The 11,113-nt window shown below is 67.4% G+C and carries 11 protein-coding genes, 1 tRNA gene and 1 pseudogene; 3 read left to right on the top strand and 10 right to left on the bottom strand.

All coding sequences use genetic code 11. The annotated features are described in order from the left end of the window. Positions 1 to 219: pseudogene (locus AC1DYK_RS27035) on the bottom strand (ABC transporter permease); the annotation flags it as partial. An 82-nt stretch (positions 220 to 301) separates the two neighbouring features. Then, positions 302 to 1,252 (bottom strand): ABC transporter permease, encoded by a 951-nt coding sequence (locus tag AC1DYK_RS27030; protein ID WP_478169097.1) that lies wholly within the window; start codon positions 1,250 to 1,252, stop codon positions 302 to 304. Positions 1,253 to 1,315: 63 nt separating this feature from the next. Between AC1DYK_RS27030 and AC1DYK_RS27025 the strand changes: the two genes are divergently transcribed. Then, complete coding sequence (locus AC1DYK_RS27025) at positions 1,316 to 1,618, top strand: YfhL family 4Fe-4S dicluster ferredoxin (protein ID WP_478093582.1); 303 nt, start codon at positions 1,316 to 1,318, stop codon at positions 1,616 to 1,618. On the opposite strand, the gene AC1DYK_RS27020 is transcribed toward AC1DYK_RS27025, so the two are convergent. The 8 genes from AC1DYK_RS27020 to AC1DYK_RS26985 all read right to left on the bottom strand — a co-directional run bounded on the left by AC1DYK_RS27020 (position 1,615) and on the right by AC1DYK_RS26985 (position 8,073). Continuing rightward, positions 1,615 to 2,076, bottom strand: coding sequence for a hypothetical protein (locus AC1DYK_RS27020; RefSeq protein WP_478169096.1), 462 nt, complete (start codon positions 2,074 to 2,076; stop codon positions 1,615 to 1,617). The two genes, AC1DYK_RS27025 and AC1DYK_RS27020, sit on opposite strands and share 4 nt — an antisense overlap. 44 nt (positions 2,077 to 2,120) lie before the next feature. Continuing rightward, positions 2,121 to 2,753 (bottom strand): aminoacyl-tRNA hydrolase, encoded by a 633-nt coding sequence (pth, locus tag AC1DYK_RS27015; RefSeq protein ID WP_478093578.1) that lies wholly within the window; start codon positions 2,751 to 2,753, stop codon positions 2,121 to 2,123. Positions 2,754 to 2,833: 80 nt separating this feature from the next. Next, positions 2,834 to 3,490 (bottom strand): 50S ribosomal protein L25/general stress protein Ctc, encoded by a 657-nt coding sequence (locus AC1DYK_RS27010; protein ID WP_478169095.1) that lies wholly within the window; start codon positions 3,488 to 3,490, stop codon positions 2,834 to 2,836. Positions 3,491 to 3,619: 129 nt separating this feature from the next. Next, positions 3,620 to 4,594: a ribose-phosphate pyrophosphokinase gene (locus tag AC1DYK_RS27005; RefSeq protein WP_286534710.1), complete on the bottom strand. Its 975-nt coding sequence runs from the start codon at positions 4,592 to 4,594 to the stop codon at positions 3,620 to 3,622. A gap of 65 nt (positions 4,595 to 4,659) precedes the next feature. Beyond that, positions 4,660 to 4,736: transfer RNA gene (locus AC1DYK_RS27000), tRNA-Gln, on the bottom strand. A gap of 165 nt (positions 4,737 to 4,901) precedes the next feature. After that, positions 4,902 to 5,792, bottom strand: coding sequence for a 4-(cytidine 5'-diphospho)-2-C-methyl-D-erythritol kinase (ispE, locus tag AC1DYK_RS26995; protein ID WP_478158277.1), 891 nt, complete (start codon positions 5,790 to 5,792; stop codon positions 4,902 to 4,904). Then, a complete protein-coding gene (locus AC1DYK_RS26990) occupies positions 5,789 to 6,274 on the bottom strand; it encodes a lipoprotein insertase outer membrane protein LolB (protein ID WP_478169094.1) in 486 nt (161 codons plus the stop codon). The genes ispE and AC1DYK_RS26990 overlap by 4 nt, the downstream gene beginning before the upstream one ends. After that, positions 6,271 to 8,073, bottom strand: coding sequence for a tetratricopeptide repeat protein (locus tag AC1DYK_RS26985; RefSeq protein WP_478169093.1), 1,803 nt, complete (start codon positions 8,071 to 8,073; stop codon positions 6,271 to 6,273). The genes AC1DYK_RS26990 and AC1DYK_RS26985 overlap by 4 nt, the downstream gene beginning before the upstream one ends. Before the next feature lie 82 nt (positions 8,074 to 8,155). On the opposite strand from AC1DYK_RS26985, the gene mutM reads away from it, so the two are divergent. Together mutM and AC1DYK_RS26975 are read left to right on the top strand one after the other, a co-directional pair. Next, a complete protein-coding gene (gene mutM / locus AC1DYK_RS26980; protein ID WP_478169092.1) occupies positions 8,156 to 8,971 on the top strand; it encodes a bifunctional DNA-formamidopyrimidine glycosylase/DNA-(apurinic or apyrimidinic site) lyase in 816 nt (271 codons plus the stop codon). 72 nt (positions 8,972 to 9,043) lie between these two features. After that, on the top strand, positions 9,044 to 11,005 hold the full coding sequence (locus tag AC1DYK_RS26975; RefSeq protein WP_478169091.1) for a dynamin family protein: 1,962 nt from the start codon (positions 9,044 to 9,046) through the stop codon (positions 11,003 to 11,005). Positions 11,006 to 11,113 lie beyond the last annotated feature (108 nt).

The following is an 11,113-nucleotide window of genomic DNA, read 5'->3' as shown; positions in this document are numbered from 1 at the left end:
GCCCAGCCAGTGCCTGGCCGAGGGCGCCTGCATCTTGTTGGCCATGTCCATCTCGTAGGGCGACCAGGGCGTCCAGACCAGCGAGACGGACGCGGCCAGGATCAGCAGCAGGCTCAGGACGGCGCCGATCGTGAAGCTGCGGTGCTGCAGCGCGCGGCGCCAGAAGCCGGGCACCTTGAAGGCGGCCGCGCTGGGTACGGTGGCGGGAGCGGTATTCATTTCAGCCCTCACGCTCGGCACTTCGTGTCCTCGCTGCCCCCGAGGGGGCGCGAGCTTGCTTGGGGGCGGCCCGGCGCTGCGCTCATATGTCGGATGCCTTGATGCGCGGGTCGATCACGGCATAGAGCACGTCGACCACGAAATTGACGATGACGACCATCGCGGCCAGCAGCATCACGCAGTTGCGCACCACGATCAGGTCGCGGTTGCTGATGGCCTGGAAGATCAGCCGGCCCAGGCCGGGCAGGTAGAACACGTTCTCGACCACGATGGTGCCCGCGAGCAGCTCGGAGAACTGCATGCCCATCACCGTGATCACCGGGATCAGCGCATTGCGCAGCACGTGGCGCCAGAGCACGGCGCGCTGCGACACGCCCTTGGCGCGCGCGGTGCGCACGAAGTCCTCGCGCATCACCTCGAGCACCGCCGAACGCGTGATGCGCGCCAGGATCGCGGCCTGCACCACCGCCAGCGACAGCGCCGGCAGCAGCAGCGCCTTGAGCCCGGGCAGGATGCCTTCGCCCCAGCCCTCGAAGCCGCCGGCCGAGAACCATTGCAGCTGGACCGAGAACACCAGGATCAGCAGGATCGCGAACCAGAAGTTGGGGATCGCGATGCCGACCTGCGTCAGGCCCATCAGCCCGACGTCGCCGAGCTTGTTGTGGCGGGCCGCCGCGGTCACGCCGACCACCAGCGCCAGCACGGTCGTGAAGGCCATCGCGAGCAGGGCCAGCGGCACGGTCAGGGCGAGGCGCTCGAGGATCAGGTCAAGCACCGGCGAACTGTAGGCATAGCTGTCGCCCAGTTCGCCGGTCAGCAGGCCGGCGATCCAGTGCCAGTAGCGCGTCCAGGCCGGCTGGTCGAGCCCGAGCTTGGCGGCCAGCGCGGCCACCGCGTCGGGCGAGGCGTCCGGCCCCATGAGCATCTGCGCGGCGTTGCCGGGCAGGATCTCGAGGACCAGGAAGACGATGACCGACGCACCGATCAGGGTGGCGATCAAGGTCAGGAAACGCTTGAAAAGAAACAGACTCATAGGGCGGGGCGCAGCATAACCCGACACGCAACGTCCATGCCCGAGTCGATCGATAATCGTTGAATGGCCCTGATGATCACCGACGAATGCATCAATTGCGATGTCTGCGAGCCGGAGTGCCCCAACGACGCGATCTACATGGGCGTGGAGATCTACGAGATCGACCCGCACAAGTGCACCGAATGCGTGGGCCACTTCGACGAACCGCAGTGCGTGCAGGTGTGCCCGGTTGCCTGCATCCCGACGCATCCGGAGCACGTCGAGACGCGCGAGACCCTGTGGCAGAAGTTCGAGCGTCTCGCCGCAGCGAAGGCGGCCAAGGCCGCGGCGGCGCAGGCGGGCCCGGCTGCCGCCTCGGCACCCTAGCTGTCCGCGTCGTTCGCGGCGCTTGAGTTGGAGCGCTTCTTCTTGCCCGGTACCGGCTGCTTCCGGGCGCCCACGTACTGCGGGTCTTTCCTGGCCTTGCCTTTTTTCATCGCGCTTTCGCCGGGATTCGGCGCGGCGTCCCGCGGGCGTGGCGCGTTGTCGATCAGGGCGGCTTGCCCGGGCCCTTGCGTCGCTTCGAGGCGCAGCCGGTCCCGCTCCATGCGCATCGCCTCGGCGCGGGCTTCGCGCGTCGCCCGGTCGGCGTCGTGTTTCTGCACCGCGCTGCGTGCGTCGTCGAGTTCGAGGGCCTGGCCCGCCTTGCAGGGCTGGTCCGTGTAGGTGTTGCCGCAGCGCCAGACGGAGGTTCCGCCCTCCGCCGCGATGGCGCCCCATTGGAGGCAGGCGCCCGCCAGCAGCAAGCTGCCCCGGGTCGCGATCCGTGCATGTGACAGTCTCATTTTTCTTGTCTCCCTTTCCTTCTTCTCTCTCTCTCTCGCTTCCGCTAGCCCGCGGCGGGTGCACCCCCGTCGCCGGGCTCGCGCCGCGGTGGTTTGGGGCGCGGCGGCTTGCTCGTGTGAATGAGCAGGGTCGCCTTGTCCATTTCGCCGGCCACCAGCGCCGGGAAGGCGTGCAGCGTGCGCACGATTGCGTCCTCGATGGCCTCGCGTTGTTCCTTCAGCGGCTTCTTCAGCACCCAGTTCACGACCTCGGACTTCACGCCCGGGTGGCCGATGCCGAGCCGCAGCCGCCAATAGTCGCCGGTGCCGAGTTGGGCGTGGATGTCGCGCAGGCCGTTGTGGCCGGCGTGGCTACCGCCGAACTTCAGCTTGGCCTGTCCCGGGACCACATCGAGCTCGTCGTGGGCGACCAGGATCTCGTTCGGCTCGATCTTGAAGAAGCGCGCCAGCGCCGCTGTCGACTTGCCCGAGAGATTCATGAAGGTCTGCGGCTCGAGCAGCCAGAGCGGCTTGCCGCCGACCTGCGTGCGCGCCACCAGCCCGTGGTAGCTGCGCTCGGGGGACAGCGTGAGCTTGAGGTCGCGGGCGAGCGCATCGATCCACCAGAAGCCGGCGTTATGGCGCGTGGCTTCGTATTCAGGGCCGGGGTTACCGAGGCCGACAAACAGCTTGATCATAAAAACGGATTGTGACTTGCGCCCGGGAAACGAAAACGGCCCGCACTGGGCGGGCCGTCGAAGCGCGAGCGCGGGAAGAATTACTTCTTCTTCGCGGGCGCCTTGGCGTCGGCCTTGGCGGCGGGTGCGGCTGCGGCGCCTTCGGCACCTTCGGTGCCGGCGGCGGGCTCTTCAGCGACCAGCGGCGGCACGGCGGAAACCACCACCGGGTTGATCTTGCCGTGGCTCACGAACTTCACGCCCTTGGGCAGCTTGATGTCGTTGACGTGGACAGTGGCGTTCTTGGTCAGGCCGGAGAGGTCGACTTCGATGAACTCGGGCAGGTCGGCCGGCAGGCAGCTGACTTCGAGTTCGTTCATCACGTGGTTCACGAGGTTGTGGTCGAGCTTGACGGCGGTCGACTCTTCCTCACCCTTGAAGTGCAGCGGCACCTTGACCGTCATGCGGGTGCGGGCATCGACGCGCTGGAAGTCGATGTGCTGCACCAGCTGGCGGAACGGGTGGTATTGCACGTCGCGCAGCAGCACCTTGGTGGTGGTGCCGGCGAGTTCCATCTCGAGGATCGAGGCGTGAAAGGCTTCCTTCTTGAGGGCATGCCACAGCGCGTTGTGATCGATTTCGATCAGCTGGGGCTTGCTTTCGCCACCGTAGACGATGCCGGGCGTCTTGCCCGTGATGCGGAGACGGCGGCTCGCACCCGTGCCCTGCTTGGCGCGCTCAAAAGCGACGAATTTCATAGTTAACTCCTGTGGAAGTCGACCGCGACCAGTGCGACTCCGGTTTCAAAAAGGGCTTCCGCTGCGGGAAGCCCGGCTTTTTTCTCGGAACAGGTTCGTCAAAACCTCAGAAGAGGCTTTGTCCAAATCTCAAAAGAGATTTTCCTGGTCCGAGAACAAACTCATCACCGACTCGCCCTTGGCGATGCGCTGGATCGTCTCGGCGATCAGCGGCGCCACGGACAGTTGGCGGATCTTGGTGCAGCCCAACGCAGCGTCGGACAGCGGGATGGTGTTCGTCACGACCACTTCGTCGAGCGCCGAGCCCTGGGCGATGCGCTCGATGGCGGGACCCGAGAAGATCGGGTGCGTGCAATACGCATACACCTTCTTGGCACCGCGCTCCTTCAGCACCTCGGCGGCCTTCACGAGCGTGCCGGCGGTGTCGATCATGTCGTCCATGATCACGCAGTTGCGGCCGTCGATCTCGCCGATCACATGCATGACCTCGCTCACGTTGGCGCGCGGACGGCGCTTGTCGATGATCGCGAGGTCGCAATTGAGCTGCTTGGCCAGCGCCCGGGCGCGGACCACGCCGCCGACGTCGGGCGAGACCACGATCAGGTCTTCGTAGTTCTTCTGCCGCAGGTCACCCAAGAGCACCGGCGAGGCATAGATGTTGTCGACCGGGATATCGAAGAAGCCCTGGATCTGGTCGGCGTGCAGGTCCATGGTCAGCACGCGGGCCACGCCCACGGTCTCGAGCAGGTTGGCCACCACCTTGGCCGAGATCGGCACCCGGCTCGAACGCGGACGGCGGTCCTGGCGCGCATAGCCGAAGTACGGGATCACGGCACTGATGCGCTCGGCCGATGCGCGCTTGAGCGCGTCGACCATGATGAGCAGTTCCATCAGGTTCTCGTTGGTCGGCGCACAGGTCGACTGCACCACGAACACGTCGCGTGCACGCACGTTCTGATTGATCTCAACCGTGACTTCCCCGTCGGAGAAGCGGCCGACCCGGGCGGCCCCCAGCGAGGTGCCCAGGTTGTGCGAGATCTCGGCGGCAAGGCCCGGATTGGCGTTGCCGGTGAAAACCATGAAATCAGGGTGTTGAGCCTGCATGAGTGCGTCCCGGCAATGCGAAGTGGCTCTTTCGGGAGAGCCGCCAAAATTCTCGTGAATGAATTTGGCAGGGGAGAAAGGATTCGAACCTTTGCATGCTGGAATCAAAATCCAGTGCCTTAACCAGCTTGGCGACTCCCCTACACGGGTCGACGACCAATGTCGCCAACCGATATATGTCGCATCAGCCCGCGTGAGCGGGTTGATCTACTTCACCAATCCGCGTGAGCGAACTGACCTACCTTGCCAGCCCGCGTGAACGAACTGACCTGTCTCATCGAACCGTGTGAACAATCCGAGTTTAACTTCAGGCTGCCCAGCCCACGAGGGGATGAACGGCCAAGTTGCTGCATTTGCGAACCTGCCAGCCCTGGGGCGCCTCGGCGAGTTCCGCGTCATGCGGCATTGTCGCAAACACCGAACTTCCCGAACCGGTCATCCGGGCCTTGAGTCCTTGGCGACCGAGCCATTCGATGGCTTCGGTGACCGCGGGGCAAAGCCGCTGGGCAACCGGCTGCAGATCGTTTCGACCAAATCCAGCAAAACCAAGAAAACCGGATTTACCGTTTTCATCAACTTGGCCTTGATGCGATTCGCTGTGTGCAGCAAAGCCAGAGATTATAGCAGTCGGTGTGGCGCGTTGCAGGTCCGGTGCAGTAAAAATTTGACGGGTATCGATTCCTTCGGGCGGTTTGACCACCGCGAAGCGCCCTGGCGGCAGGGTGACAGGGGTGATGATTTCCCCGATCCCCTCGACCCAGGCATTGCGTCCACGCAGGAAGAAGGGCACGTCGGCACCCAGTCCGAGACCGATCTGCTCCAGTGTCGAGAGCGGCAGGTTCAGGCCCCAGAGCCGGTTCAGGGCCAGCAGGCAGGTGGCGGCGTCGGAAGAACCGCCGCCCATGCCCGCCTGCGCCGGCACCTGCTTGGCGACGCCGATGTGGGCGCCGAGCGGCGTTTGCGCAGCCGATTGCAAGGCTCTGGCGGCGCGCACGATCAGGTCGTCGGCCGGCAGCGCCGTGGTGAGGTCTTCGCGCGTGATCGCGCCGTCGTCGCGCCTTTCGACATGCAGCGTGTCGCACCAGTCGATCAGCATGAAGACGGACTGCAGCAGGTGGTAGCCGTCGGCACGCCTTCCCGTGATGTGCAGGAAGAGATTGAGCTTGGCTGGCGCCGGGAGGTCGTAGATCGCCTTCATGCGCGCTCGAACACGATGCGCAGGTCGGCACGGGGCTGCGGCGACTCGCGCGTGGCCTGCAAGCGTCCGGCGGAGACCTGCGACAGGTCGGGCCGCCAGCCGGGCACCTGTTCGTCGCGGCCGGCCAGCCAGGCGAAGAGGGCGCCGACCGGGATCACCGCGCCGGTCGCGGCCTCGATCAGCGCATCGACCGAGTCGTAGCGGCGCGTCTCGCCGCCGTTCCTGAGCAGCGCCTCGCCGGGCGCCCAGTGGAGCTGGGCCAGGGTGCTGCCGATCGGGCTCGTGAGGATCAGCTCGCCGGCCTGCGGCGCGCCGCGCAGCTCGAACAGGGCCGAGAAGCTCTGGTTGGGGTCGCCGTCGACGCGCAGCGACAGGCGGCCGCTCCAGGCCGCGCGGCCGCCGCCGGCCGGGCCACCGGGGCTTGCGCAGCCGGCCAGCAGCAGGCCGGCCCAGCCGGCCAGCAGCGCCCCGCGCCGGTTCAAAGTTTCACGTGCAGGCGCTTGAGCGTTTCCTGCAGCGTCTCGTTGTCCGCATCTGCGAGCGACGCCTCTTTCCAGATGACCACCGCGCGGTCGCGCTGGCCGGCGGCCCACAGCACCTCGCCGAGATGGGCGCCGATTTCGGGGTCGGGCCGTCGCTTGTAGGCGTCCTCGAGGACGCGCAGCGCCTCGGCCGTGTTGCCCAGCCGGTACTCGACCCATCCCAGGCTGTCGGCGATGAACGGATCGTCGGGCGCCAGCTGCACGGCCTTCTGGATCAGCGTGCGGGCCTCCTCCAGCCGCACCTTGCGATCGGCCAGCGAATAGCCGAGCGCGTTGTAGGCGTTCTGGTTGTCCGGCTTGAGTTCGATCACGCGGCGCAGCAGGCGCTCCATCTCGTCGAGCCGGTTCAGCTTCTCGGCCACCATGGCCTGGTCGTAGATCAGGTCGGTGTCGGTCGGCGCTGCCGTGCTGGCCTGGGCCAGCATGTCGAACGCGGCCTGGTGCTGCTTGGCATCGCGCAGCAGCTGCACTTCGGTCAGGAACTTCTGCTTCTTCTCGTCCGCGGTGCGTTCGGGCAGGCTGCGCACCAGTTCGCGCGCCTCCGCGAGCTTGCCCTGGCGCGCGAGCAGCGCGGCCCGCCGCGCCTGCGCGCCGATCAGGTCGTCGGTGCTGTCGATGCGGGCCAGCCAGCTTTCGGCGCCGGTGAAGTCCTTGCGCCGCTCCGACAGCTGCGCCATCAGCAGGTAGGCCTGGGTCAAGCCGCGCTCGCGGCCTTCGGGGTCGCGCAGCGTGGGCGCGAGCGCGATGAAGCGCTTGATCGAGGCCTCGGCCGCCTTGTCCTGGCGCGCCTGGGTCTGGAGGCTGCCGAGCAGCAACCAGGGTTCGGGCAATTCGGGTCGGGCCGCCGTGAGGGCCGAGAGTTCGGCCGAGGCTTCCGCGTAACGACGGCCTTCGACCAGCACCCGGGCGTAGGCGACACGCATCTCGGGCTGCGCCTTCGGACCGGCGAGGTAGCGCTTGACGATCGGTTCGGCCAGCGGCTGGCTGGGGTCGATCAGGTCCAGCGCGACCAGGGCGGGCCCTTCCGCGGAGGGGTCCAGCTGCTGTCCCTTGATGGCGGCTTCGAGCGCGCCGGACGTGTCGCCGGCGCCGAGGCGCAGGCGGCCGACCGTGGCCCAGGCGGCGCCGCCGGTCGCGGGGCTCGCAAGTTCGTCGGCCAGCGCCTGTTCGACCACCGAGGCCGCGAGCTTTTTGTCCGTCGCCCTCGAATAGTTGCGCGCAATGACGGCCATCAGGAACGGCCGCTCGACCTGCGGCGTGGCGGCGATCTCCGCGCGCAGCGGTTCGACCGTGTCGGCGATGCGGTTCATCGCGATCAGGATCTGGAGTTCGAAGCGGCGAGCCTCCCTCGAGTCGGGCAGCGTTTCCTTCCAGGCTCGGGCTGCTGCCAGGGCGGAGTCGCCCGAGCGCGCCTGCAGCGCGATCTCGACCGCGCGCTGGAACAGCTTGCCGTCACGCGCGCGCCGCGCCGCGTCGAGCACCAGACCGTAGGCGGTGCCGGGGTCGGAGCGCGCGTTGAGCTCGCCCAGCAGCACTTCGTAGAACAGCTCGGCGGACATGGCCGAGGGTTGGGCCGGCGAGGTCGCCTTGGCCGCCGCGGGCTGCCCAGCAGGGTCGACGAGCGGTGCGGGGCTTGTGGGCGCTGCGGCAGGCGCTTCGGTCTGGCCCTGCGCTGCGAGCGCGATCAGAGCCAGGAAAGCGGCCGCCGCAAGGCGGGATCGGCGAGGCAGGAAGGTCATCGAAGCCATAATAATCCAAGGCTTTTGCGCCATGTCGCGTGGGGCTTCAACGCCGGCGTGATTTTCATGTCAGCCTTCTCACATGCCTGAACTCCCCGAAGTCGAAGTCACCCGCCGCGGAATCGCCGATCGCATCGCGGGCGCCCGCATCGATGCGGTGCGCCTCGGGAAGCCCCTGCGCTGGGCGCTGGCGGTCGAGCCTGGCGCACTCGTCGGGCGCACGGTGCGCGCCGTGCGCCGGCGCGGCAAGTACCTGCTGGTCGACCTCGACGCCGGTCTCCTGCTGCTGCACCTGGGCATGTCGGGCAGCCTGCGCTTCGACGCCGTGTTGCCCGCGCCGGGTGCGCACGATCACTTCGACCTGGTCACGAGCCGCGGCACGCTGCGGCTCAACGATCCGCGCCGCTTCGGCGCCGTGGTCTACGTGGAGGACGAGGGTTCTCCGCTCGCACGCAAGCTGCTCGGCGGCCTGGGCATGGAGCCGCTCGGCGATGATTTCGATTTCGAGGCCTTCCACGCCGGCCTGCGCCGGCGCCGGGCGCCGATCAAGCAGGTGCTGCTGGCCGGCGACGTGGTGGTGGGCGTGGGCAACATCTATGCCTCCGAGGCGCTCTTTCTGGCCGGCATCCGGCCGACGCTGTCGGCTGCGCGGATCAGCCGGCCGCGTGCGTTGCGGCTGCATGCCGCGGTGCGCGACATCCTGGCGCGTGCGGTCGAGCGCGGCGGCAGCACCTTGCGCGACTTCTCGAACGTGGACGGCCAGAGCGGCTACTTCCAGCTCGAAGCCACTGTCTACGGCCGCAAGGGCGAGCCGTGCCGGGTCTGCGCGACACCGGTGCGGGCGATCCGGCAGGGCCAGCGCGCAACCTATTTCTGTCCTGTGTGCCAAAAGCACTGAATCGCGCGGGCGAATGACTTCCGTTGCGCGTGCCGATGCTATATTTTGTAAGTCGTCTTTACAAATCCTGCCTTGACCGATTCATTCAATCAGCAATTCGACAAGCACGGCGCTTGGCGGCGCAATTTCGCGCACCGGCTCAAGTGGCTGTCCCGCTGGCTGAATGAAAACGAACTACTGAACCAGAGCGTGGCCGAGCGGCTGCGGGATCTGGAATCGCAGTTGCGAACCAGCAAGGTCATGGTGGCTTTCGTGGCCGAGTTCTCGCGCGGCAAGTCCGAGCTGATCAACGCGATCTTCTTTGCCGGCTACGGCCGGCGGATCATGCCGGCCAGCGCGGGCCGCACGACCATGTGCCCGACCGAGCTGGGCTATGACGCCGCGTTGCCGCCGAGCCTGCGGCTGCTGCCGATCGAAACCCGGCTCGAGGCCCATTCGCTGGCGCACTGGCGCGACGAGCCCGAACGCTGGACCGAGATCGCGATCGATGTCGAGAACGCCGAACAGCTGTCGGAGGCGATGAGCATGGTCGCGGAAGTCCGCTGGGTGCCGCTGGCCGAAGCCCGTGCGCTGGGCTTCTGGAGCGACGACGTTCCCGACGACAACCCGGTGCCCGATTCGGACGGGCGGGTCGAGATTCCGCGCTGGCGCCATGCGGTGCTGAACATGCCGCATCCGTTGCTGGAGCAGGGGTTGGTGATCCTGGACACGCCCGGCCTCAACGCCATCGGCGCCGAGCCGGAGCTCACCGTGAGCCTGATTCCGCAGGCCCATGCGGTGGTCTTCATCCTGGGCGCGGACACCGGCGTGACGCGGTCGGACCTTTCCATCTGGCGCGAGCACCTGGTCACCGAAGGCGATCTCGGCGACACCCGGATCGTGGTGCTCAACAAGATCGACACCATGTGGGACATCCTGAGCACGCCGGCCCAGGTCGATGCCCAGATCCAGCGCCAGCGCAAGGGCGCCGCCGAGCTGCTCGGCGTGCCGCTGCCGCAGGTGCTGCCGGTGTCGGCGCAGAAAGGGCTGCAGGCCAAGATCCGCCGCGACGCGCCGCTGTTGCAGGCCAGCCGGCTGCCGGCGCTGGAGGCCGTGCTCGGCGAGGGCCTGCTCGGCAAGCGCGAGCTCATGCTGCGCCTGGCCGTCGACGCCGGCATCGTCGCGCTCAGGGCCGAGGCGGCGCGCATCCTCAACGTGCGCCAGCGCGACCTCTCCGAGCAGGCGCTCGAATTGCAGGGCCTGCGCGGCAAGAACGGATCGGTGATTCGCCACATGCGTTCGCGCATCGAGCAGGAGCAGACCGAGTTCGAGGGCAGCAACGCCCGCATCCTGGCGCTGCGCTCGGTGCAGGGAAAGCTGCTGCGCGAGGTCTATGCGGTGCTCGGCAGCACCGCGCTGAAGGCCGACATGGCGCGGCTCGCGGCGGCCCTCAAGCGGCGCGGCCTCAAGTTCAGCGTGCGCAAGGTCTACGGCGAGACTTTCGATTCGCTGCGCAACAACCTGCGCGAGGTGCAGGCGACCAGCGCCGAGATCCAGGCGATGCTGCATGCGACCTTCCGCCAGCTCAATGCCGAGCACGGCTTCACGCTGCAGGCGCCGCCCGAGCCCGACCTGTCGGACTTCGAGCTGCAGCTCAGCCAGATCGAACGCAGCCACCTCCACTACCTGAGCGTGGGCAACCTGCTCAAGCTGGCCCAGCCGGACTTCTGCGACAAGCTGGTGCGCGCGCTGGCGAGCCGGCTGCGCGTGGTCAACGAGGCCGCGATGACCGAGGTGGAGCGCTGGAGCAAGGGGGCGGGCGCCCAGCTCGACGCGCAGCTCAAGGAAAGACGGCGCAATTTCACCAAGCGGATCGAGGCCGTCGAGCGCATCCAGGGCGCGGCAGGCAATCTCGACGAGCGCCTGTCGGAACTGGCGGCGCAGGAAGGCAGCCTCGGGGAACTGCACCGGCGCCTGCTCGAACTCACCACCTTGCTTGCCAGCAACGAAGCGCCGAACGCCCCGGCGGCGCGCGTCGAACTCAGTGCGGCTTGACATGGCTCTCCCCCAGGTTGGCTCACTTCGTGTAGCCGCCCACCCCCTCACCGGGGGCAACACCAGCGGCCCGGCGAAGCCGGTTCCGCGGTGTTTCTGGCCTTGACA

The organism is Variovorax sp. P2_H12 (genome assembly GCF_056403395.1).
The sequence above is the reverse complement of the archived record's forward strand: the minus strand, read 5'-3'. Positions and strand labels throughout refer to the sequence as shown.